Source organism: Cupriavidus sp. KK10, assembly GCF_018223725.1.
Lineage (GTDB): Bacteria > Pseudomonadota > Gammaproteobacteria > Burkholderiales > Burkholderiaceae > Cupriavidus > Cupriavidus necator.
The window spans coordinates 3,411,866-3,434,839 of sequence record NZ_CP073677.1; the positions used below are offsets into that span (position 1 = coordinate 3,411,866).

Annotated in this window: 21 protein-coding genes; 12 read left to right on the forward strand and 9 right to left on the reverse strand. The window is 65.8% G+C overall.

The window, feature by feature from the left end; genetic code table 11:
• The first annotated feature begins 160 nt into the window (after nt 1–160).
• Nucleotides 161–3,574, forward strand: a complete 3,414-nt coding sequence (locus KB879_RS16035; RefSeq protein ID WP_211979408.1) for an adenylate/guanylate cyclase domain-containing protein — start codon at nt 161–163, stop codon at nt 3,572–3,574.
• Between the two features lie 118 nt (nt 3,575–3,692).
• Here KB879_RS16035 and KB879_RS16040 read toward each other — a convergent pair whose 3' ends face one another.
• From KB879_RS16040 to dkgB, 3 genes are all read right to left on the reverse strand, one after another.
• Complete coding sequence (locus tag KB879_RS16040; protein ID WP_013953755.1) at nt 3,693–4,046, reverse strand: adenylate cyclase; 354 nt, start codon at nt 4,044–4,046, stop codon at nt 3,693–3,695.
• Nucleotides 4,047–4,147: 101 nt separating this feature from the next.
• Nucleotides 4,148–5,269, reverse strand: coding sequence for an alkene reductase (locus KB879_RS16045; protein WP_148271680.1), 1,122 nt, complete (start codon nt 5,267–5,269; stop codon nt 4,148–4,150).
• A 7-nt stretch (nt 5,270–5,276) separates the two neighbouring features.
• On the reverse strand, nt 5,277–6,080 hold the full coding sequence (dkgB, locus tag KB879_RS16050) for a 2,5-didehydrogluconate reductase DkgB (protein ID WP_013953757.1): 804 nt from the start codon (nt 6,078–6,080) through the stop codon (nt 5,277–5,279).
• A 103-nt stretch (nt 6,081–6,183) separates the two neighbouring features.
• On the opposite strand from dkgB, the gene KB879_RS16055 reads away from it, so the two are divergent.
• Nucleotides 6,184–7,086, forward strand: coding sequence for a LysR family transcriptional regulator (locus KB879_RS16055; RefSeq protein ID WP_013953758.1), 903 nt, complete (start codon nt 6,184–6,186; stop codon nt 7,084–7,086).
• A gap of 15 nt (nt 7,087–7,101) precedes the next feature.
• Here KB879_RS16055 and KB879_RS16060 read toward each other — a convergent pair whose 3' ends face one another.
• Nucleotides 7,102–8,121 carry an aldo/keto reductase gene (locus tag KB879_RS16060; RefSeq protein ID WP_211979409.1) on the reverse strand — a complete coding sequence of 340 codons (1,020 nt, stop codon included), beginning with the start codon at nt 8,119–8,121 and terminating at the stop codon, nt 7,102–7,104.
• 105 nt (nt 8,122–8,226) lie between these two features.
• Here KB879_RS16060 and KB879_RS16065 point away from each other — a divergent pair, with 105 nt between their 5' ends.
• Together KB879_RS16065 and KB879_RS16070 are read left to right on the forward strand one after the other, a co-directional pair.
• A complete protein-coding gene (locus KB879_RS16065) occupies nt 8,227–9,153 on the forward strand; it encodes a LysR family transcriptional regulator (protein ID WP_211979410.1) in 927 nt (308 codons plus the stop codon).
• Between the two features lie 205 nt (nt 9,154–9,358).
• The gene (locus KB879_RS16070; RefSeq protein ID WP_041228714.1) at nt 9,359–10,285 is read left to right on the forward strand and encodes a transcriptional regulator GcvA; all 927 of its coding nucleotides are present in this window, start codon (nt 9,359–9,361) and stop codon (nt 10,283–10,285) included.
• 69 nt (nt 10,286–10,354) lie between these two features.
• On the opposite strand, the gene KB879_RS16075 is transcribed toward KB879_RS16070, so the two are convergent.
• The 5 genes from KB879_RS16075 to KB879_RS16095 all read right to left on the reverse strand — a co-directional run bounded on the left by KB879_RS16075 (nt 10,355) and on the right by KB879_RS16095 (nt 14,891).
• Nucleotides 10,355–10,765 (reverse strand): thioesterase family protein, encoded by a 411-nt coding sequence (locus KB879_RS16075; RefSeq protein ID WP_013953762.1) that lies wholly within the window; start codon nt 10,763–10,765, stop codon nt 10,355–10,357.
• An 86-nt stretch (nt 10,766–10,851) separates the two neighbouring features.
• Complete coding sequence (locus tag KB879_RS16080; protein ID WP_211979411.1) at nt 10,852–11,778, reverse strand: amidohydrolase; 927 nt, start codon at nt 11,776–11,778, stop codon at nt 10,852–10,854.
• Nucleotides 11,779–11,782: 4 nt separating this feature from the next.
• Nucleotides 11,783–12,763, reverse strand: coding sequence for a tripartite tricarboxylate transporter substrate binding protein (locus KB879_RS16085; RefSeq protein ID WP_013953764.1), 981 nt, complete (start codon nt 12,761–12,763; stop codon nt 11,783–11,785).
• A gap of 46 nt (nt 12,764–12,809) precedes the next feature.
• The gene (locus KB879_RS16090) at nt 12,810–14,042 is read right to left on the reverse strand and encodes a CaiB/BaiF CoA-transferase family protein (protein ID WP_013953765.1); all 1,233 of its coding nucleotides are present in this window, start codon (nt 14,040–14,042) and stop codon (nt 12,810–12,812) included.
• Nucleotides 14,043–14,111: 69 nt separating this feature from the next.
• Complete coding sequence (locus KB879_RS16095) at nt 14,112–14,891, reverse strand: enoyl-CoA hydratase-related protein (protein WP_013953766.1); 780 nt, start codon at nt 14,889–14,891, stop codon at nt 14,112–14,114.
• A 274-nt stretch (nt 14,892–15,165) separates the two neighbouring features.
• Between KB879_RS16095 and KB879_RS16100 the strand changes: the two genes are divergently transcribed.
• The 8 genes from KB879_RS16100 (at nt 15,166) to KB879_RS16135 (ending at nt 22,893) form a co-directional block, all read left to right on the forward strand.
• Nucleotides 15,166–16,305: an iron-containing alcohol dehydrogenase gene (locus KB879_RS16100; RefSeq protein ID WP_211979412.1), complete on the forward strand. Its 1,140-nt coding sequence runs from the start codon at nt 15,166–15,168 to the stop codon at nt 16,303–16,305.
• A gap of 83 nt (nt 16,306–16,388) precedes the next feature.
• Nucleotides 16,389–17,369, forward strand: a complete 981-nt coding sequence (locus KB879_RS16105) for a DctP family TRAP transporter solute-binding subunit (RefSeq protein WP_211979413.1) — start codon at nt 16,389–16,391, stop codon at nt 17,367–17,369.
• An 11-nt stretch (nt 17,370–17,380) separates the two neighbouring features.
• Nucleotides 17,381–18,313 carry an amidohydrolase gene (locus KB879_RS16110; protein ID WP_114133179.1) on the forward strand — a complete coding sequence of 311 codons (933 nt, stop codon included), beginning with the start codon at nt 17,381–17,383 and terminating at the stop codon, nt 18,311–18,313.
• 27 nt (nt 18,314–18,340) lie between these two features.
• The gene (locus KB879_RS16115; RefSeq protein WP_211979414.1) at nt 18,341–18,841 is read left to right on the forward strand and encodes a TRAP transporter small permease; all 501 of its coding nucleotides are present in this window, start codon (nt 18,341–18,343) and stop codon (nt 18,839–18,841) included.
• A gap of 16 nt (nt 18,842–18,857) precedes the next feature.
• Complete coding sequence (locus KB879_RS16120) at nt 18,858–20,135, forward strand: TRAP transporter large permease (protein ID WP_153953307.1); 1,278 nt, start codon at nt 18,858–18,860, stop codon at nt 20,133–20,135.
• A gap of 40 nt (nt 20,136–20,175) precedes the next feature.
• Nucleotides 20,176–20,352 (forward strand): hypothetical protein, encoded by a 177-nt coding sequence (locus tag KB879_RS16125; protein ID WP_153953306.1) that lies wholly within the window; start codon nt 20,176–20,178, stop codon nt 20,350–20,352.
• A 41-nt stretch (nt 20,353–20,393) separates the two neighbouring features.
• Nucleotides 20,394–21,002 carry a PPC domain-containing DNA-binding protein gene (locus tag KB879_RS16130; RefSeq protein WP_013953773.1) on the forward strand — a complete coding sequence of 203 codons (609 nt, stop codon included), beginning with the start codon at nt 20,394–20,396 and terminating at the stop codon, nt 21,000–21,002.
• 511 nt (nt 21,003–21,513) lie between these two features.
• On the forward strand, nt 21,514–22,893 hold the full coding sequence (locus tag KB879_RS16135) for an amino acid permease (protein ID WP_153953305.1): 1,380 nt from the start codon (nt 21,514–21,516) through the stop codon (nt 22,891–22,893).
• Nucleotides 22,894–22,974 lie beyond the last annotated feature (81 nt).

Genomic DNA, 22,974 nt, shown 5'->3' on the forward strand with positions numbered 1-22,974 from the left:
GCGCCGTTTTTCGATGGCGCGGATCGCGTCGCTGGATCGATCCGTATTTTCGGACCGAGTGGCTGCGCGACGTCGGCGATCTGATGTGCCGCCCATTGATCCCAAAGTGGAGAAAGCGTCTAATCATCCAGAGACAGGGACCTGAAGTGACGAGGTCTATATGCACTGCACAAACTGCGGTTCCGAGAACCCTCCTGACGCTAGGTTCTGCAAGGATTGCGGATCGCGACTGGGCCGACGCTGCCCGCACTGTGGCCACGACTCGGGTTCGGCCGACAGGTTTTGTACCGCATGCGGCGCATCGCTGATCTTACCGACTGTCGGCCCTTCTGATGGAAATCAGCCGACGACGGCGCCCGCTCCCATCGACTACACCCCACGCCACCTGGTCGAACGAATCCTGGCGCAGCAGGCGGCGATGGAAGCCAGGGGCGCGACCGCCGGCGAGCGCAAGACCATCACGGCGCTGTTCGCCGACATGGCGGGCTCCACGGCGCTGATCCACGACTTGGACCCGGAAGAAGCACGCCGACTGATCGATCCCGTGATCGCCCTGATGATGGAGGCCGTGCACCACTACGAAGGCTATGTCGCCAAGTCGCTGGGCGACGGCATACTGGCCCTGTTCGGTGCGCCCATCGCGCATGAAGATCACCCGCAGCGCGCGCTGTATGCGGCGCTGCGGATGCAGGAAGCGATGCGCCGCCACAGCGACCGCATCCGCCTGGAGCAAGGCATACCGCTCCAGATCCGGGTGGGCATCCACACCGGTGAGGTGGTGGTGCGGTCCATCCGCCGGGACGACCTGCATACCGACTACGATCCGGTAGGACACACGATCAACATCGCCTCGCGGATGGAAAGCATCGCCACGCCGTCTTCCATTCTGGTCAGCGAGGCGACCTGCAAGCTGACCGAGGGGTATTTCGACTTCAAGGCCCTGGGCGCGACCCAGGTGAAGGGCGTTCGGGAACCGCTTGCCGTGTATGAGGTGCTGCGCCTGGGCGTGTTGCGCACACGTCTGCAGGTGGCGCAACACCGCGGCCTGGCGCGGTTTGTAGGCCGCGAGGGCGAGCTGGCGCAATTGCGTGACGCGCTGGAGCAGGCCAAGGCGGGACACGGGCAGATCGTGGGCGTGGTCGGCGAGGCCGGGGTCGGCAAGTCACGGCTGTTCCACGAGTTCAAGGTGCTGTCGCAGCGAGGCTGCATGGTGCTGGAGACCTTCTCGGTGTCGCACGGCAAGTCGTTCGCGTACCTGCCACTGATCGACCTGGTGAAGAATTATTTTCAGATCGAGCCGCTCGATGATGAGCGCAGGTGCCGCGAGAAGGTCGCTGGCAGGATGCTGATGCTGGACCGCACACTGGAAGAGCTGCTGCCTTACCTGCTCTTCCTGCTCGGCATCAGCGAGCCGGGTTCGGCATTACCGAACATGGATCCCCGCATCCGGCGCCAGCGCACGTTCGACGCGATCACGCGCCTGCTGGTCCGCGAGAGCCACAACCAGCCGCTCGAGTTGATCTTCGAGGACCTGCAATGGCTGGACAGCGAGACCGAGGCGTTCCTGGATGTCCTCGCCAGCCACCTGCCAGGTGCCAGGATCCTGCTGCTGCTCAACTATCGGCCCGAGTACCGGCATGGCCGGCACCAGCAGGACGCCTATACCGAGCTCCGGCTCGATTCGTTGGGCCAGGCCGAGGCCCAGGAACTGCTCGCCGCGCTGCTTGGCGACGATCCCGCGCTGATGCCGCTCAAGCGGCTCATCCTGGACAAGACCGAGGGCAATCCCTTCTTCATGGAGGAAGTGGTGCAGACCTTGTCCGAGGAGAAGGCCCTGCTCGGCGAACCTGGCCACTACCGCATCGAGCAGACCCCTATCGCGCTGCATATTCCCACCACGGTCCAGGGCGTGCTGGCTGCCCGCATCGACCGGCTGCCCCGCCCCGAGAAGGACTTGCTGCAGAGCCTTGCCGTGATCGGCAAGGAGTTTTCCCTGAGCCTGATCCAGCGCGTGGTCTCCCAGCCGGAGGAACAATTGCAGCCGCTGCTGGCCAGGCTGGAGGCCGGCGAATTCATCTACGAGCGGCCTGCATTCCCGGATACGGAGTACATGTTCAAGCATGCGCTGACCCAGGAAGTCGCCGGCAGCTCGCTGCTGACCGAAGAGCGCACCGCGCTGCACCAACGCACGGCGCAGGCGATCGAAGCCCTGTTCCGGCATCAGCTGAAGGATCACTACAGCGAGCTGGCTCGGCACTACAGCCTGAGCGGCAACGAACCGAAGGCCGTCGAGTACCTGCAGTGTACCGGCCAGCAGTCGGTACAGCGCTCCGCGTACCACGAAGCGATCCGCCACCTGAATGCCGCGCTGGAATTGCTCCAGCGCCAGCCCGATTCGCCCGAACGCGCACGCCAGGAACTCACGCTGCGCCTTGCCATCGGGCCGGCGCTGATCGCCGCCAGGGGCTTTGCCTCGTCCGAGGTCGAAGCCACTTACAGCCGTGCCCTGGCGCTGTGCGGCGAGGTCGGGGAGACCCCACAGCTCTTTCCCACGCTAGTCGGTTTGCGCACGTATTTCTCCCTGCGCTCCGAGCATCGCAAGGCTTACAAGCTGGGCAAGCAACTGCTTGCGCAGGCCAGGAAGACGCAGGACCCGGAGCTCTTGGGCGAGGCCCATGTTTCGCTCGCCACGACCTTGTATTACTGTGGAAGATTCAGGACCTCCGATGGCCACCTGCGAGATGCGCTCGCCCTCTACGGCGCCGAACCGGATCATGTCCACGTGAATATGCATGGCGTCGATCCGGAGTCACGGGCGCTATCCTTTTCGGCATTGGTCCTGTGGAATCTCGGCTATCCGGACCAGGCCTGCAAGCGAGCACAGAATTCGCTCACGCTGGCCCGGCAGCTGTCCCATCCCTTCAGTCTCGCGCATTCCCTCTGCCTGGCGGCCGAGCTGCACCAGTTCCGCTGCGACCCAAGGCTCACGCTGGAGTGCGCCGACGCGGCCATCGCGCTCTCAAGCGAGCAGGGCTTCCCCGTGTGGCTTGCCTGGTCGACCGTCCTGCGCGGTTGGGCGCTGGCCGAGCAAGGGCAGCATGAGGAAGGCATCGCGCAGATGCACCAGGGGCTGGCGGCGTACCACGCCACCGGTGCGGCGCTGGGACATTCGCACTTCCAGGAACTGCTGGCGCAAATCTACGCACGCATGGGACAGGTCGATTCAGCTCTGGACGCGCTAGCCGAAGCGGAAGACGCGGTGCAAAGGACCGGGGAGCACTATTGCGAAGCTGAGTGGCATCGGATCAAGGGCGAGATGATCCTTCATGGCTGCCGTTCCGATGGCCTTCTGCCTGAAGATGACGCGCAAGCGTGTTTTCACCAGGCGATCGCGGTAGCCCGCAGGCAGCATGCCAGGTCGCTGGAGTTGCGGGCCTCACTAAGCCTTGTGCGGCTCTGGCTGCACCAGGGCAGGCCCGAGCCGGCCAGGCAACTGCTTGACCAGATCCGCAGCGCGTTTACCGAGGGGCTGGACAGCGCGGACATGCGCGACGTCGTGGCAGCATGCCGTTGATGACCATGACTGCGACTGCTGCGGCAACGGTACCGCCGCCGCATGACCGGCAACGTCCCGCTGTCGCTCCGTCACGCTCTGATGACATGCGGCACCAGGCGTGGATCTATCAGGATACTCAGCGCTGGGTAGCCGACGGGTCGGCCAGCGCCGTCAACGGGCCCTGCATCCGGTAGAACGCCTTGTCCGCGGCGGTGAAGAATGCCATGGAGCGGCCGCGCACGAAGTCGTCGACATGCACCACGGTCGCGCCATCAGCTTCCTGCCACGAGATCGCATACACGCCCTCCGAGATTTCCTGCCACGCGCAACGGGCCTCGCCAGTCGCTCCGGCGTAGGGGCCGGCGACGATCGCGTAGTGGATCGACTCGCCATCCTCGGAGTAGATGTTGTGCGCCGACAGGCCGTCATAGTCGACGCGGAAGCTGCGCCCGGCGAAGAGCGGCTTCTGGGGAGTGGAATTCGTGTTCATCGGATGGCTACCGGATTGATGTTGACCTGCATGGCGAACGGCAGGGTCGCCGCCAGGGAGATTTTCGCCAGTGTTTTCATTCTGAATCTCCTGATTTCCACTCAGGCCGCCTTGGCGGCCAGTGCGGGATAGTCGGTCAGCCCGCGTGCGCCACCACCAAACAGCGTGTCGCGGTCGTGGGGGTTGAGCGTCGCGCCAGCGCGCAGGCGCTCCGGCAGGTCGGGGTTGGCAACGAACGGCCGGCCGAAGGCAATCAGATCGGCCCATCCCTCGTTCAGCGCGGCTTGCGCACGTTCCGCGGTGTACTTGCCGGCGTAGATCAGCGTGCCCCGATACACCTCGCGCAGCCGCTGCTTGAATGCGGCGGGCATATGCGGTGCATCGTCCCAGTCGGCCTCGGCGATATGGATGTAGCCCACGCCCAGCTCGCCGAGCAGCTTTGCCGCGGCAGCATAGGTGGTTTCCGGATCGGCGTCGACGCAGCCATTGAGCGTGGTCAGCGGCGCCAGGCGGATACCAACCCGGTCCTTGCTCCCCGTGCCCTCGATCAGCGCCTGCGTCACCTCGCCCAGGAAACGCAGGCGGTTTTCGAGCGGGCCGCCATATACGTCGGTACGGTTGTTGGCTTCCGAGTCGATGAACTGGTTGACCAGATAACCGTTGGCCGCGTGCAGTTCCACACCGTCGAAGCCAGCCGCCATCGCGTTGCGCGCGGCCTGGCGGAATTCGTCGACGATGGCGTGGATCTCTTCCACCTTGAGCGCGCGCGGCTGGGATGCCTGCACGAAGCCCGGCTTGCCATCCTGTTCGGCAACGAACACGTTCACACCGTGCGCCTGGATGGCGGACGACGACACCGGCGCGTGGCCATCGAGCAGACTGATATGGCTCAGGCGGCCCACGTGCCAGAGCTGCGCGAAGATGCGCCCGCCCGCTTCATGCACGGCAGTGGTGACCTTGCGCCAACCGGCGACCTGCGCCGGCGTGTGGATGCCGGGCGTCCACGCATAGCCCTTGCCGAGCGGCGAAATCCAGGTGCCCTCGCTGACGATCAGGCCGGCACTGGCGCGTTGCGCGTAGTACTCGGCCATCAGTTCGTTCGGCACGTCGTCAGGCTGGCCTGCGCGCGAGCGCGTCATCGGCGGCATCACGATGCGGTTGGGCAGCGTGAGGGCACCCAGCGAATGCGGCTGGAACAGCGGATTGCGTGTATCGGGCATCATGGCCTCCTCAGTCCCAGGCCGGGGCCAGGCCCTCGGGGCTGACCTCGCGGCCGTTGCGCTCCAGCGCGGCGATCTGCGCCATGTCGTCGGCGTCGAGCTTCAGGTCGCGCGCCAGCAGGTTGCTGGCCAGGTTCTCGCGCTGGGTCGACGACGGAATCACCGCATAGCCGAGTTGCTGCGCCCATGCCAGCGCAACCTGCGCGACGGTGGCGTGGTGCTTGTTCGCGATCTGCGCCAGCACCGGGTCCTTCAGCACCTTGCCATAGGCCAGCGTCATGTACGACGTCACGGCGATGCCCTGCTCCTGCAGGAACGCGGTGAGCTTGTGGTTCTGCAGATAGGGGCTCAGTTCGATCTGGTTGGTGGCGATTTCGCCCTTGCCAACCGCATCGATCGCCTGCTTCGTCAGCGCGATATTGAAGTTGGAAACACCGATCTGCCGCGTCAGGCCCAGCGCCTTGGCTTCGGCCAGCGCCGCCATGTACTCGGGCAGTTCCACGCCATTGCCCGGCGCCGGCCAGTGGATCAGGGTCAGGTCGACGTAGTCGGTGCGCAGCTTGTCCAGGCTTTCGCGCAGGCTTGGCACAAGCTTGTCGGCGGCGTAGTTCGCCGTCCAGATCTTGGTGGTCACAAACAGTTCATCGCGCTTCACACCGGCCTCGGCGATCGCCTGGCCGACGTCGGCCTCGTTGCCATAGATCTGTGCCGTATCGACGGCGCGATAGCCCAGGTCCAGCGCGTTGCGCACCGAATCGATCACGGCCTGGCCGGTCAGGCGGAAAGTACCAACGCCAAACGAAGGAATGCTCATGGTGCAACTCCTATGAAGGAAATTCGAATGCACGCAGTTTGCCGCCCTTACCTTTGCGGATAAAGCCGTGTATAAGGGAAATTCATTTGATTTTAAATCAACAATGAAGACGACCATAGACGAACTGCTGGCCTTTGCTGCCGTGGTGGACACCGGCTCGATCACGGCGGCCGCCGAGCAGCTCAAGCTGACGGTCTCCGCCACCAGCCGCACCCTGGGCCGGCTGGAGGAGAAGCTGCAGACCACGCTTCTGCGGCGAACCACGCGGCGGCTGGAGTTGACCGAGGAAGGGGCGGCATTCCTGGAACACGCCCGCGCAATCGTGGCGATGGTCGACGAGGCGGAAGAGCAGATCGCGGCGCGTCGCATGCGGCCGGTTGGGCGCTTGCGGGTGGATGCGGCAACGCCGTTCATGCTGCATGTGATCGTGCCGCTACTGGAGGGCTTTTGCGCCAGCTACCCGGAAGTGGAACTGGAACTCAACTCGAACGAAGGCATCATCGACCTGATCGAAAAGCGGACCGATGTGGCGTTCCGCATCGGCCAGCTAAAGGACTCCACGCTGCACGCGCGCCCCATCGGCACCAGCCGAATCCGCATCCTTGCCAGTCCCGACTACCTGAAGCGCCACGGCACGCCCACCAAACCGGCGCAGCTCGCGCAGCATGCGCTGCTGGGCTTCACCCAGCCGGAATCGCTGAACGACTGGCCGCTGCGCGACGACGACGGCAGCGTGATGCATATCAAGCCAACCATCGCCTCGTCCAGCGGCGAGACCCTCAGGAGCCTGGCCCTGAACGGCCAGGGCATTGTCTGCCTGTCGGACTTCATGACGCGCGACGATCGGCAGGACGGGCGACTGGTGCAACTGTTTGCGAAACAGACCCTCGATGTGCGCCAGTCGATCAACGCGGTCTACTATCGCAACACCGCGTTGGCGTCCCGCATCACCTGCTTCGTCGAATATGTGGTCAAGGTGCTCGGCCAGAAGCCGTTCGAGAGCTAGTGGCACCGGTCCGTATCAGACGCGATCGACCGGCAGCGGCGCGTTCGCGGCCACCAGGTGCTGCTCACGCAGTTCGCGCCAGAAATCGGCGGGAATGACTTCCTTCAGCGCGGCCACGTCCTCGGCGATGCGCTCCGGCCGGCTCGCGCCCGGGATCACGGCCGCCACCACCGGGTTCGCCAGCACGAACTGCAGGGCCGCCGCCTTGATGCTGACGCCGTGGCGCTGCGCGACCGCTTTGATGCGCTCTACCCTGGCGATGATCTCGGGCGGCGCCTTCTGGTATTCGAAGTGCGCGCCTCCGGCCAGGATGCCGGAACTGTACGGACCACCGACGACAATCCCGGTCTTGCGTTCCGCCGCCTTCGGCATCAGGCGCTGCAACGCGCGCTCGTGGTCGAGCAGCGAATATCGGCCCGCGAGCAGGAATCCGTCCGGCTGCGCTTCGGCGAGATCCAGCGTCAGTTCGATCGGCTCGACGCGGTTCACGCCCAGGCCCCAGGCCTCGATCACGCCCTCCTCGCGCAGGCGGGTCAGCACGCGGAAGGCACCCTTGCGCGCGGTCTCAAAGTACGACAGCCATTCATCGCCATAGAAGTCCTGGGCAATGTCGTGGACCCACACAAAATCGAAGCGGTCGGTCTTCATCCGCTTGAGGCTGTCCTCGATGGAGCGCAGCGTGCCGTCGGCCGTGTAGTCGACGACGAGCTTGTTCGGGCGGCCAGCCGCAAACAGTCCGCTTTTTTCGCCCAAGGCCCGCGCACTGGCGTCCTCGACTTCGTCCAGGATCAGGCGGCCGACCTTGGTGCTGAGCACGAATTCGTCGCGCTTGTGTCGGGACAGCGCCTCACCCAGCCGGATTTCGGCCAGGCCCGCGCCATAGAACGGCGCCGTGTCGTAGTAGCGCACGCCTTGCGCCCAGGCCGCGTCCACGGTGGCCTGCGCTTCCGCTTCCAGGATGTCGCGGAACATGTTGCCCAGTGGCGCCGTACCAAACCCGAGCAGGCTGCCGGCCAGTTTGTCCTTGATGTCCATGACTGCTCCAATTGCAAAATATGTTTGGGGTGAAGGCAGTCTAGGGTTGCCAATTAAGTCTGTCCAAGACAGAATTTGCCGAACTTGAGTCCCAAAAGGTCTTAAATGTTAGATATCCGCCAACTTCATTATTTCGTGGCCGTCGCCGAGGATGAGCACGTCGGACGTGCCGCCGAGCGGCTGCATATCTCCCAATCGCCACTTAGCCGGCAGATCGCCCAGCTTGAAGAGAAACTCGGGGTGACGCTGTTCGAGCGCTCGCAGCAACGAATCCGCCTGACCCGCGACGGCCGCACGTTCCTGGCCGAGACCCGCGCATTCCTGACGCATGCCAACCGGCTCGAATCGCTGGCGCGACGGCTTGGCCGCGGCGACGAAGGCGGGCTGTGCATCGGCTACCTGGAATATGCGATGCATTCGGGCGTGCTGCCGAATGCCTTGCGCGAACTGCGCGACAGCCGGCCTGCGGTGCATATCGCGCTGTACAACCAGCAGTCGGACGTTCAACTGGAGGGGCTGCGCCAGCGCAGCCTCGACATCGCACTCGTCTGCGAGCCGCCGCCACCTGACGATACAGACCTCGAGGCTGCCCAGGTGCTCAATGATCCGATGCTGCTGGCGCTGCCCGAGGGGCATCCGCTGGCAGTGGCGCAACGGATCACCCGGGAAGATCTCGCTGCGCAGAAGTGGATCGGTGTCATGCACAGGGAAAGCGCGCTACGGCATGACACGTTCATCGCGGCTTGTGCGAAGGCCGGCTTCACGCCGACGATAACGATGGAGGCCACGGAACCGCTGGCGGCCCTTGGCCTGGTCGCCGCGGGACTCGGCGTCACCACGATCCAGCAAAGCCTGCGCCACCAAGCGCCGGCGGGTGTGGTACTGCACGATTTGTCGTGGCTCAACTATCGGACGCCTTTATGGGCGGCCTGGCACAAGATCAACCTGAGGCCCCTGGTGGAGATCTTTCGCAAGACGTTGGTACCGGCAAGCGGCGAGATACCCGATCTCACGCCGCAGGAGGCGGGCTGACGCTCCCTCTAAACATGCGCATTGTCATGCTGGCCTAGGCTTATCGAGCTGCCCGGCGGGCCGCAAACGGGGCGGCCGTGAATTCACCTACATGGGGACAGGCCCTATTCCCATGGCCCGGCACGAATGCTATCGTGCAGCGGCTTGCCGGTGCCACAGCACCCCGCATGCCGGCAAGGCGTCTACAGGATTGCGTACCCCCGATATGTCGAGACAGATTCCCCCACTCAACCCGCTCAGGGCGTTCGAAGTGGCTGCCCGGCATCTGAGCTTCACGCGGGCCGCGGAGGAATTATTCGTCACGCCGTCGGCAGTCAGCCACCAGATCAAGGCACTGGAAGAAAGCCTTGGCGTGCAGTTGTTTATCCGCGAGGCCAAGGCGCTGGTCCTGACACCCGCCGGCACCGCCTACCTGCCCAGCGTGCAGCTGGCCTTCAAGCAGCTCGCCGATGCCACGCACCGCCTGCATAGCAAGGACCGCCCCGCGCTGAAGGTCAACATGCCGCCCACGTTCGCGGTCAAATGGCTGATCCCGCGCATGGACCGCTTCATGAAGGCGCACCCGGATATCGACCTGAAGGTGTCCACCTCGAACCATCGCATCGACTTCGAGCGCGACGATTTCGACATGGCGATCCGCTATGGCCGCGGCGATTACCCCGGCCTGCACTGCGAGCTTTGCATGGCGGTCGAAGTCATCCCCGTGTGCAGCCCGGCGCTGCTGCAAGGTTCTCTGCCGCTCGAAACGCCGTCCGACCTGAAGCACCATACGCTGCTGCACGACGACAGCACGTATACGGACGTGAGCAACCCCGACTGGGCAATGTGGCTTGAGCACGCCGGCGTGACCGATGTCGATGCCAGCCGCGGGCCGTCGTTCTGGCCAAGCCACCTGGTCATCAACGCCGCGCTTAATGGCCTGGGCGTGGCGCTGGTCAAGAAGAACTGGATCGAGCAGGACCTGGCCGAAGGCCGGCTGGTGCGATTGTTCGAAGCGATCCGGCTGCCGGTCGAATTCTCTTACTTCGTGGTCTTCCCGAAGGAGAGGCTGGAGGATCGTCGCATCCGCAGCTTCACTGACTGGATCCGCGCGGAAGTGTCGGCGGACCAGCAGCAGCCGGCCCCCGTCTGAGCGCAGCTTGCGGGGCGCGTCCCGCAAGCTGCCCGTGCCCGCCGCACCGGACAGGCAAACAGCGCGGCTTCAGGCCACGGCCGGCATCGACGCCGTCTTCTTCTGCACGCGTGCGCGCAAACGCTCGACATCGACAATGAAGCGGCGATGCGTGCCGCTGCAAACCCGCTCCACCGCATCGTCGGCGGTCACGCTAAATGTGACACTGCGGCCGTCGACGGCCGTGATCTCGGCATGGATGCGCACCTCGCCGCCCAGCGGCGTGGCACCGGTGTGTTGCACCGAGACCTCCGCGCCGACCGAGCTTTCACCGTCATCGAGAAAGCCTTGCACGAAGTCGAGGCAAGTCTGCTCAATGTCGCGTACCAGCTCGGGCGTGGCGTAGATGCGCAGGCTTTCGCCGAGAAAATCTATGGTGCGCTGGCGGTCGACTGTCAGCGTGCGCGCGCAGGTCGCGCCCGGTTGCAATCCGTTCTTCATCAGGGGTTCCTTTCAGGTTTATGGACGAAGCCGCCCGGCCCGCCGCAGCGCGAGCCGGGCGGGTGGCGGATCCTTGTGATGCACTGCTACAGGCGATAGAAGCGCGCGGCGTTGTCGTGCCACAGCGCGCGCTGCTGTTCGGGTGAATAGACGGCGATGGCGGCGCGGAAGCCTGCGACGATGGTGTCGTAGCTCGCCACGAGGCTGTCCACCGGATAGTTGCCGGCGAACATGCAGCGCTCCGTGCCGAAGATGGCGATGGCATCGCGGATCACGGGCACGTTGTCGGCCTGCGTCCACGGCTTGCCCGGCAATCCCAGGCCAGAGATCTTCACGGCAACATTGGGTTGCCTGGCCAGCTCGGCCATCGCGGCGCGCCAGCCGGCCAGGCCGGCTTCACTGCGGTCAGCCGGCAACCCGGTATGGTTCAGGATCAGCTGCGTGCCCGGGAAATCCCGTGCCAGTGCTGCCGCCTGATCCATGTTCCACCACGGCGCCTGCAGGTCGAAGGACATGCCATGGCGAGCAAGCAAGGCATAGCCTCGCCGCCAGCGCTCATCGTCCATCGAGCCCGGCACGCCGCGCCGCGCGTCCTCGCGCCGCGCCGCGGTCACGGGCTTGTTGCGGATGCCGCGCATCATGGCGTAGGCGGCATGCCCCGCCAGCACTCCATCGACATCGCCTCGGTCAAGCTGGGCATGGCCGACAATCACCGTTGGCCGGCCTGTCTGCGCGGCGAGCTGCGTCAGCCACGCGGTCTCGTCGCCAGGATTGGCGCGCGCCCATTCGGCTTCCACGTGCACCGTCTTCACCGGCGCGCAGCCAGCCGTGTCACGGGCAAGATCCTCCGGAAGATAGTTCCTGCGCAGCGCCGAGTAATCGCCATAGCGGAAGTTCGGCACGGTTTCGTCCTGCAGCCACGGGTAAGGGTTGCGCGCCAGGTTCCAGAAATGCTGGTGTGCATCGATAAAAGGCTCGACGGGCGCCGCGCTCTCCGCAGGTGTGTCGCGCATGGGCCTACTCCCTGACGCTGATGCGGCTGGCGAGCTGCTTGAACTGCGCCGACTCCTTCACCATGGCGGCCTGCAGCGTCACGTCATCGGCATAGGTGTCGGTGCTGAAGTGCAGCTTCTCCAGCGTCTGGCGCATCACCGGCTCCTGCACGGATTTCGCAATCGCCGTCTTCAGTACCGCAATCACCTCGGGCGGCGTGCCCTTTGGCGCCGAGATGCCGCGCCAGATCCCCATCGACAGGTCGATATTGCGCTCCTTCAGCGTTGGCACGTTCTCGAAGCCGCCGACCCGCTTGTCCGCCATCACCGCCAACACCTTGAGCTTGCCCGCGGCCACATGCGTGAAGACCTCCGCCGTACTGACCGTGACCGCATCGATATGCCCGCCCAGCAGCGCGAGCGTAGCGGGAGCGCCGCCGGCATAGGGAATGTGGTTGAATTTCGCGCCGGTCTTGTCCGCCAGCGCGGCGGCTGCCATATGCCACGCGGAACCCTGCCCTGCGTTACCCACGCGGATATTGGCGTCCGGCTTGCGCGCATCGGCGACGAACTGCTCGATCGTGGTCCACGGCGCATCGGCCCGTACCGCCACGGCGGCCGGGTCCGCGTTCAGGCGAGCGACGGGGATCAGGTCCTGGTAAGTGAACTTGGCCAGCCCGAGGTAGTTCAGGAAGGTCAGCTCGCTGGACGACAGCACCAGCTTGTAGCCATCCGGCTTCGCGTGAACCACTTCGCCCAAGCCTACCGCGCCGGTGGCGCCCGGCTTGTTGATGACGACGATCGGCTGCGGCAGGTGCCTGGCGGCCGCGGCGGACAGCGCGCGCGCCACCACGTCCGCCCCGCCGCCTGCCTGCCACGGCACAATCAGTTCGATGCGCCGGCTAGGGTATGTTTCCGCACTCGCCGTGGCTGTACCGCCCAGCAGCCCCAGTACCACGGCCGCCGGCATCGCCCAGCGCCGCATTAGCGAACGTGACATCGTCATGGTTGTCTCCTGTCTTTTATCGGTATAGATGATGACCGCGGTGCGCTCAGGCGGCACCGCGTTCCAGTTCCTGTGCGCGGGCCGGTGCGCCGAACGCCCCCTGCGCACGCAGCCGCGTGACGGTGGCCGCGTCCAGGCCGAACTCGCCCAGCACCTCATCGGTATGCTGGCCCAGCAACGGCGCCGGATAGCGCACCTGCTGCGGCGTGCCGCTCAGCTTGACCGGGAACCCCAGCGCCTTGACCCGCCCTTCGACCGGGTGATCGATCTCCAGCACCATGTCCCGCGCCACCGCCTGTTCGCTGGCCAGCGCTTCGTCGTAGGTGAAGATCGGTGCCGCCGGCACACCAGCCGCCAGCAGCGCATCCACCCACTCCGCCGCCGGCTTGCGCGCGAATTCTGCCTCAATTTCAGGAATCAGCGCGGCGCGGTTGCGGATGCGGGCGGCGTTGTCGGTAAAGCGCGGATCGGCAAGCAGGTCGGGCCGCTCGATGACCTCGCACAGCGCGGCCCACAGCTTGGGGTTGGCCGCGCCGATGACAAAGTGCCGGTCGGCGGCGCGCACAGCCTGGTACGGCGCACTCATGCGGTTGGCGCTGCCGATCGGTACCGGCACGGCGCCGGTGCCCCAAAACTCGGCCGACTCCCATACCGACAACCCCAGCGCCGTCTCGAACAGCGACGCATCCACATATTGTCCCTGTCCGGTATGCTCGCGCCCCATCAGCGCGCTCAGGACGCCATAGGCAGTGAACAGCCCGGCCCCCAGGTCGGCGATCGGCACGCTAGCCTTGACCGGCGGCGCGTCCGGATGGCCCATCACGCTCATCACGCCTGACATGGCCTGCGCGATCAGGTCCAGCCCCGGGCGTCGCGACCACGGTCCGGTCTGGCCGAAGCCGGAGATGCTCGCGTAGACCAGGCGCGGGTTAATCTCGCGCAGCACCGCATAGTCGATCTTCAAACGAGCGGCCACGCCCGGGCGGTTGTTTTCCACCAGCACGTCGGCGCCGCGCACCAGTTCATAGAAAGCCTCCAGGCCGGCCGGGTTCTTCAGGTCAATCTCGACACTGCGCTTGTTACGGTTCAGCGCCAGGAAGCCGCCGCTGTCATCGCCCTTGAGCCGGAAACCCATTGACTTGCGGGTCTGGTCGCCGGCACCCGGCGCTTCGACCTTGATAACATCGGCGCCCATGTCGCCCAGCAGCATGCAGCAGAACGGACCCGCCATGATCTGGCTGACGTCCAGGACCTTGATTTTCGATAACGGCAAATTCATGGATACCACCTGAGGTTGAGGCAGCCGCATGGGAATGACGGTGCCACGGTGCTTGGAAAAAAGGTGCTTTCAACGGCCCACGAATTGCGGCCGGGTCTTGTCGATAAAGGCGCGGTGGCCGATACGGAAATCCTCGGTATCGAAGCAGACATAGGACTCGGCATGCTCTTCCGGACGCAGCGGCGTGGGGTCCGACAACCGGCGCACGAACTGCTTGTGCCAGCGCGCCACCAGCGGCGCGCCGGCGGCAATGCGGCGTGCTGTCGCGTAGGCTTCGTCAGGCACCGCCTCATCCGCCACCACTCGGTTGACGAGGCGCTTTTCCAGTGCCTCCGCAGCATCGAACACGCGGCCTTCCAGCACGATCTCCAGCGCGGTCGCCGGCCCCGCAAGCGCCACCAGCCCGCCCAGTTCGCCATACGACATCACCAGTCCGAGCCGGTTGACCGGCACGCCGAAGCGGCTTGACTCGCCGCAGATGCGGAGGTCGCACATCGAGGCGATCTCCAGCCCGCCGCCGACGCACGCGCCCTGGATCAGCGCGATGGTCGGGTGCCGGCATTCGGCGATGGCGCGCATGGTGGCGTTGGTGATCTCGCCATACTGCTGCGCCTGCGCCGCGTTGGCGCGCATGGTGTCGAACTCGGCGATGTCCGCGCCGGCGGCGAAGGCCTTGTCGCCGGCGCCGCGCAGCACCACGCAGCGCAGCGTGTCGTCGGCAGACAGGCCCTGAATGGCTTCGGTCAGGCCCTGCCACATGGATAGGTCCATGGCATTGAGCTTGTCCGGGTTATTCAGCGTGATGGTGGCGACCTGGGCGTCGCGCTCGATCAGGATCGGTTGTCTCATGGTTGTCGTTGGTGTGGAGGAGGCCCGGCATGTGCGGGCGGTGGTCCGGAATCCGGCTGGTCTGCGCCAGTCTAGGGCCCGCGTGGCGCGCCGCAAAACGAGAAAATCTCAGCGCCGTTTCAAGAAAAACTAGGCATTCGTTGCTGTGAATTTTTCTTGGGCTCCCTTCAAGTAAATCCACGTTGTTACCTGCGGGCCTTGTTTCTAGACTTCGTCACCAATGCAGCCGGCCCGCCTGCGGCGCCCGGCACACCACACACAGCACGGAGACAAGATGGCCCTCATCAACTACATCACCCAGATCCAGATCGACTTCGGCGCGATCGGGCTGCTGGCCCAGGAATGCGAACGCATCGGCATCACGCGCCCGCTGGTGGTCACCGACGCCGGCGTCAAGGCCGCGGGCATCGTCCAGCGCGTGCTGGAGCAGCTGCGCCCTGGCTGCGAAGCCGTGATCTACGACGGCACGCCGTCCAACCCGACCGAAGCCGCCATGCGCGAAGCCGTGCGCCTCTATGGCGACTACCGCTGCGACGGCATCATCGCGGTGGGCGGCGGCTCGCCCATCGACCTGGCCAAGGGCGTGGCAGTGTGCGCCACGCACGACGGCCCGCTGCGCCAGTTCGCCGCGATCGAAGGCGGCGTGGCGCGGATCACGCCTGCGACCGCGCCGGTGATCGCCATCCCCACCACTGCCGGCACCGGCAGCGAAGTCGGCCGCGGCGCGGTGCTGATCCTCGACGACGGCCGCAAAGTGGGCGTGCTGTCGCCTTACCTGGTGCCGCGCGTGGCGATCTGCGATCCCGAGCTGACCCTGGGCCTGCCGCCGATGCTGACCGCGGCCACCGGCATGGATGCCATCGCGCATTGCCTGGAGACCTTCATGGCGCCGGCCTTCAACCCGCCGGCCGACGGCATCGCGCTGGATGGCCTGCGCCGCGCCTGGCTACATATCGAACGCGCGCGGCGCGATCCACAGGACCGTGCCGCACGGCTGGCGATGATGAGCGCGTCGATGCAGGGCGCGTTGGCGTTCCAGAAAGGCCTGGGTTGCGTGCACAGCCTGAGCCATGCGCTCGGCGGGCTGATGCCAACGCTGCACCACGGCACCCTGAACGCGGTGCTGCTCCCGGCGGTGATCCGCTTCAATGCGGACGCGCCGTCGATGCAGGCAGAGGCCAAGCTGGAGCGCATCGCGCAGGCCATGGGCCTGCCCGACGCCGGCGCCATCGGCGCGGCCATCACGGACATGAACCAGCGCCTGGGCCTGCCGGCAGGCTTGCGGCAGATGGGTGTGGACCCTGCCCTGTTCACCCGCGCGATCAACTACGCGCTGGCCGACCATTGCCACAAGACCAACCCGCGCGTGGCCAGCGCCGAAGACTACACGGCAATGCTGCAGGCCTCTCTGTAGATCGCGCGAAACACCCGCCCCCGCACGGGGCAGCACAGAGCCCGGCATACCCGACCGGGCCGCATGACAAACCAGGAGACACCATGAAACACGTTATCCCGCATATCGTGCTGGCGGCGCTATTGTCCGTCGCCGGCGTGGCCGCCGCGCAGACGCCCGTCAAGCTGCGCTTTGCCCATACCGTTCCGGAAACCGATTCGCAGCATCAGGCCGCGCTGGCCTTCAGCAAGAAGGTCAAGGAGCGCACGCAGGGCGGTGTCGAGATCCAGGTCTTTGCCAACAGCCAGCTCGGCAACGACGCCACGCTGGTCACGGGCGTGCGCAGCGGCACCATCGACATCGGTGCCACCGGCAATCCCTTTGTCACCGGTCTGGTGCCGCGCCTGAACGTTCTCGACCTGCCCTACCAGTTCGAGGATGGCCCGTCGGCCTACAAGGTGCTGGACGGCGCGGTGGGCCTCTCGCTGCTCGACGAGCTGGGCGCGCACCGCATCAAGGGCCTGGCCTTCTGGGAAATCGGCTTCCGCAGCCTGGGTAACAACAAACGGCCCATCAACAAGGCCGAGGACATCCGCGGCCTGAAGATCCGCACCACGCCCAACCCTTCGCATATCAAGGCCTTCCAGCTGCTGGGTGCGAGCCCGCAGCCGATGCCGTTCGCCGAGGTCTTCGGCGCGTTGGAATCCGGTGCGGTGGACGGCCAGGAAAACCCGCCCACGCTGATGGTGTCGGCCAAGATGTACGAGGTGCAGAAGTACGTCTCGATGACGCGCCACGCCTATACGGCGCTGGTGGTGCTGATGAATAAGGCCAGGTTTGATTCGCTCAAGCCTGAGTACCAGAAGGTGCTGCTGGAAGAAGCCGCGGCCGCCGCCAACTACCAGCGCAAGCTCAACGCCGACAACGAAGCGGCCGCAATCGCCACGCTGCGCGCCAAGGGCGTGCAGGTCAACGAGCATCCCGACAACTCCGGCATCCGCAAGGTAGTGCGCGAGGAAACGCGCCAGCTGTTCGTGCAGAAGAACGGCGACGCCGTGCTGCGCGCCATGGACGCCCAGCGGTAGGAGGACGAGCCATGCCGGTGCTACCCACCGCCATCGTCGACGCCCACCACCACCTGTGGCGGCTCGGCACGGCGCGCTACCCCTGGCTGCAGGAAGGATACGACCCTGCCGCCTTCTTCCTTGGCGACTACGCCACGCTGCGGCAGGACTTCGATCCGTCGGACTACCTGCGGCAGTGGGACGGGCTGCACCTGGCCGCCAGCGTGCATGTCGAAGCCGAACGGCATGCCGACGAGTCGATGGCCGAGACCGCGTGGCTGCATCAGGTCCACGCGCGACACGGCTTTCCCAATGCAGTGGTGGCGCATGCCGATTTCAACAGTGACACGCTGGCGGCGCAATTGCGCGCGCACCAGGCCTTCCCGCTGGTGCGGAGCGTGCGGTGCAAGCCGCGCACCAGCCGCACCGCCGATGGCAGCGTGCGCGGGCAGCCGGGCACGCTACAGGATCCGCGCTGGCAGTCCGGCCTGCAGCGGCTGGCCGAGCATGGTCTGGCGTGGGACCTGCGCGTGCCCTGGTGGCACCTTGAGGAAGCCGCGGAGGCGATAGCGGCCGTGCCGGGACTGGCGGTGGTGGTCGAGCACACCGGCCTGCCGTGGGACCGCTCGGAAGCCGGCCTGGGCGGCTGGCGCCGCGGACTCACGGCGCTGTCCAGCCTGCCCGGCGTGCACCTGAAGCTGTCCGAGTTCGGCCTGCCCGGCGCGGCGTGGGACCGCGCCGGCAATGTCGGCGTGATCCAGCAGGCGCTGGAAATCTTCGGCTGGCAGCGCTGCATGTTCGCCAGCAATCTGCCGGTTTCCGGCCTGCGCGCATCGCTGCATGAAATCGTCAACACCGTGGCCGCGGGGCTGGAATGCCTGCCCGACGCCGCCGCCCAAGCGGTGTGGCACGACAACGCCATGCGCTTTTACCGGATCGAGGCGCCCGCAGCGAGCCTGCGCTGACGCCCGTCCAACCAGGAGCTCCAAATCATGAACCGCATTACGCTCCGCCTGGCCCAGGGCGCCATGGTCGCCATGATGGCCACCATGATCGTGCTGGTCTTCGGCAACGTGGTCCTGCGCTACGTCTTCAATTCCGGCATTGCCTTCTCTGAGGAAGCCTCGCGCTTCATCTTCATGTGGCTGACGCTGACCGGCGCGCTGCTGGTGATGCACGACAAGGCTCACCTCGGCATGTCCACGGTGGTCTCGCGACTGGGGGAAAACGGCCAGCGCGCCTGCCGCCTGCTGGCCGATGCAGGCGCGCTGGGCTGCTGCCTGCTGCTGGCGCACGGCGCCTGGCAGCTGCTGGCGATCGGCATGGACGACCGTGCCCCCGTCACCGGCGTGCCGCTGGGCGTGGTCTATGCCTGCCTGCTGGTATGCAGCGTCGGCATGGCGGCGATTCTTCTGCACGGGCTGTGGCGGCTGGTCAGCGGCCGCATGCCGCAGCATGAACTGGTGCCGCAGTCCGGCGCCACCGGCGAATGACCGCGAGGAGCCCATCATGACCATCTTTGTCTTTGTCGGCTCGCTGCTGGGCGCGATGTCGCTCGGCATGCCCATCGCCTTTGCGCTGCTCGCTTCTGGTGTCGCGCTGATGCTGCACCTGGGCAACTTCGATACGCAGATCCTCGCGCAGAACATGCTCGAGGGCGTCAACAACTATCCGCTGATGGCGGTGCCGTTCTTCATGCTGGCCGGCGAGCTGATGAACGCCGGCGGGCTGTCGCAACGGATCGTGCGCGTGGCGAATGCGGCGGTCGGGCACGTGCGCGGCGGGCTGGGCTACGTGGCGATCATCGCGGCCACGGTGGTGGCCAGCATCTCCGGCTCGGCGGTGGCCGATACCGCCGCCGTCGCCGCGCTGCTGATCCCGATGATGCGCAACGCCGGCTACAACGTGCCGCGCGCCGCGGGCCTGATCGCAGCGGGCGGCATCATTGCGCCGGTGATCCCGCCGTCGATCGCCATCGTCGTGTTCGGCGTGGTCGCGCAGGTCTCGATCACCAAGCTGTTCCTGGCCGGCATCGCGCCCGGCGCCATGATGGCGCTGACGCTCGCCGTCACCTGGCACTTCTGCGCGCGCAAGGAGAAGCTGGCGCCGGTGGAACCGTTCAGTGCGCGCCGCCTGGCCAAGGCCGCGCTCGACGGCGTGTGGGCGCTGGTGCTGCCGGTGGTGATCATCGGCGGCATGAAGATCGGCGCCTTCACGCCGACCGAAGCCGCCGTGGTGGCGGTGGTCTACGCCATGGCGGTCGGCCGCTTCGTCTACGGCGAGCTGAAGCTGCGCGCGCTGCCGGATCTGATCGTCACCGCGGCCAAGACTTCCAGCACGGTGCTGTTCCTGGTGGCGTGCGCGCTGGTCTCGGCGTGGCTGATCACCATCGCCAACATCCCGGCACAGGTGACCGACCTGCTCGAGCCGTTCATCGACAACAAGATCCTGCTGATGTTCGTGATCATGGTCCTGGTGATCGTGGTCGGCACCGCGCTCGACCTGATGCCGACCGTGCTGATCATGACGCCGATCCTGATGCCGGTGATCACCAAGGCGGGCATCGACCCGGTGTACTTCGGCGTGATGTTCGTACTCAACAATGCCATCGGCCTGCTGACGCCGCCGGTCGGTACGGTGCTCAATGTGGTGGCCGGCACTTCCCGGTGCAGCCTGGACAGCGTGATCAGCGGCGTCTGGCCCTTCCTGCTGAGCCTGACCGCGCTGATGTTCCTGTTCGTGCTGTTCCCGCAGCTGATTCTCGTGCCGGCCGCATGGCTGCATTGAGGCCAACCGCGCGCCGCTTCCCTTCCTTGCAGGACACAAGATGTCATCCATCAACGAGATCGAGGACCTGCGTCGGCTCGCCCGGCAGCGGGTACCGCGCATGTTTTATGAGTACGCCGACTCCGGTTCGTGGACCGAGTCCGCATCGAAGTCCATATGGACGGCGGCACATCGTGCTGCCGCCGCATCCGCCTGCTCCGTAATTTTCTTGCCGTAGCCACAAACCCAACCGCAAACAAACCAGACAGGAGACTACAGATGATCCTTCGCATAACCCTGCGCGCCCGCCAGGCGCTCGCCATCCTCGCAGCGGCCACCTCCGTTGGCGGCCTCGCCCTGATGCCCGCGCCAGCCGCGGCGCAGCCGGCGCCATCCGCCGAATGCAGGACGGCACTGGACGCCCGTGCCCAGAACCCGAACTACCCGCGCGAGAGCGTGCCGCGCTACATCAAGACCCCCACCGGCTACCTGCTAGTGCTGCGCATGGGCGACAACGTCTTCGAGCAGATCGAAGCCTTTGCCATCTGCGAGAAGGTGCCCAGCGCAAGCCTGTCCGCGATCGGCTTCGCCAACGTCACGTTCGGCTTCTGGGATGCCGCGAAGAAGCAGTTCAACCCGCGCACCTTCCGCAACGTGGAGATGGCCAGCATCGTCGGCAGCCTGGCCTGGAAAGAAGGCAAGCCGTCGATTCATGCACACGGCGTGGCCGGCGACAGCAGTTTCGACACGTACGGCGGCCACATCCTGTCGATGGAGGTCGGCACCGGATCGCTGGAAGTGACGGTGACGGCCTATCCGCAGCAACTGGAACGCGGCATCGACCCGAAGATCGGCGCAAACGTGCTGGGGCTGCGCGATAGCCACTGACGGGCACTTCGCACACGCGGACCCAGAAGTCAATCACGTCGCCGCCCGGACCGGCAATTCGAGCTGGGCGTTCAGTAAAGGTCTCGATCGCAGGATTGGCTTCGACCATCATCCAGGTCCGGTAAACCTCATAGCTACCGAGGCTCAGCCGGCGTCCAGGCTTTGGGCTGAACAGCTCAATCGCGGAAGCTCAGGACTGCCGCGCGGCCTCGATCTCCTCCTTCAGGATCGGGATGGCGACCGACGTGTCAAGTTGAGCCGGAGGGGGGCCGCTCCCGTGCCAGTACGGCAGGACCATCGAGCCACACAATTGCGCGCAGGGGTATCGCCGCTCCCATCGCCAGCAATCTTTCCTGATTTTCACGACGAATTCAGCAACAAATACCCCCGTTATCTGATTAACCTGCCCGCTATTTTCCGTTTGCGGCCCACCGCGGACGAGAAAATAGCTGCTCCCGCCGGCCCCACGAAGGCCGGCGCGGCCTTTCAGATGACACGGAGACAACGACACATGAGTGCAAGCGCAGAACATCTGCAACGCGGCCTGGGCGAACGCCATATCCGGCTGATGGCGCTGGGTTCGGCCATCGGCGTGGGCCTGTTCCTGGGCGCCGGCAATGCCATCAAGATGGCCGGCCCCGCCATCATGCTGGGCTACCTGATCGGCGGCGCGGTGATCTTCCTGATCATGCGCGCGCTGGGCGAGATGGCCGTGCACAACCCCGTGGCCGGCTCCTTCTGCCGCTACGCGCAGGACCACATGGGCCCGCTGGCGGGCTACCTGACCGGCTGGAACTACTGGTTCCTGTGGCTGGTGACCTGCGTGGCGGAAATCACCGCCGTGGCCATCTACATGGGCATGTGGTTCCCCGACGTGCCGCGCTGGATCTGGGCACTGGCCGCGCTGGCGGCGATGGGCTCGGTCAACCTGATGGCGGTCAAGGCCTATGGCGAGTTCGAGTTCTGGTTCGCCATGATCAAAATCGTCACCATCGTGCTGATGCTGTTCGGCGGCGGCGCGATGATCGTGTTCGGCTTTGGCAACGGCGGTGTCGCCACCGGCATCTCCAACCTGTGGGCGCACGGCGGCTTTATGCCCAACGGCGCCTCCGGCGTGCTGATGTCGCTGCAGATGGTGATGTTCGCCTACCTGGGCGTGGAGATGATCGGCCTGACCGCCGGCGAGGCGCGCAACCCGAAGAAGTCGATCCCGGACGCAATCAACTCGGTGTTCTGGCGCATCCTGATCTTCTACGTGGGCGCGCTGTTCGTGATCCTGGCACTGTACCCGTGGAACGAGATCGGCGCCCAGGGCAGCCCCTTCGTGCTGACCTTCGAGCGGCTGGGCATCAAGACCGCCGCCGGCATCATCAACTTCGTGGTGCTGACCGCGGCGCTGTCGTCGTGCAACGGCGGCATCTTCAGCACCGGACGCATGCTGTACAACCTGGCGCAGCAGGGCCAGGCGCCCAAGGCCTTTGCCAGGGTCGACCGCAATGGCGTGCCGCGCCGCGCGCTGCTGGTGTCGATCGCCGCGCTGCTGTGCGGCGTTCTGCTCAATTACCTGGTGCCGGAGCAGGTCTTTGTCTGGGTGACGGCGATCTCCACCTTCGGCGCGGTCTGGACCTGGGCCATCATCCTGGTCACGCAGATCAACTTCCGCCGCAGCCTGTCGGCGGCCGAGCGCAAGGCGCTGGCCTTCCGCATGCCGTTCTGGCCGTATGGCTCCTACATCGCGCTGGCCTTCCTGGCGCTGGTGGTGGCGCTGATGGCCTACTTCCCGGAGACCCGCGTGGCGCTGTACGTGGGCCCGGGCTGGCTGGTCCTGCTGACGGTGTGCTACTACGCGCTGGACATGCGCTCGCGCGGGCCGGTCAGCTACCGCGCCTGACCTTGCCGTAGCCTGCGGGGTGCGCCGGCCGGCGCGCCTCGCTACAATGACCCCCGGGCAATCCAACGCCAGGGGGGCCGA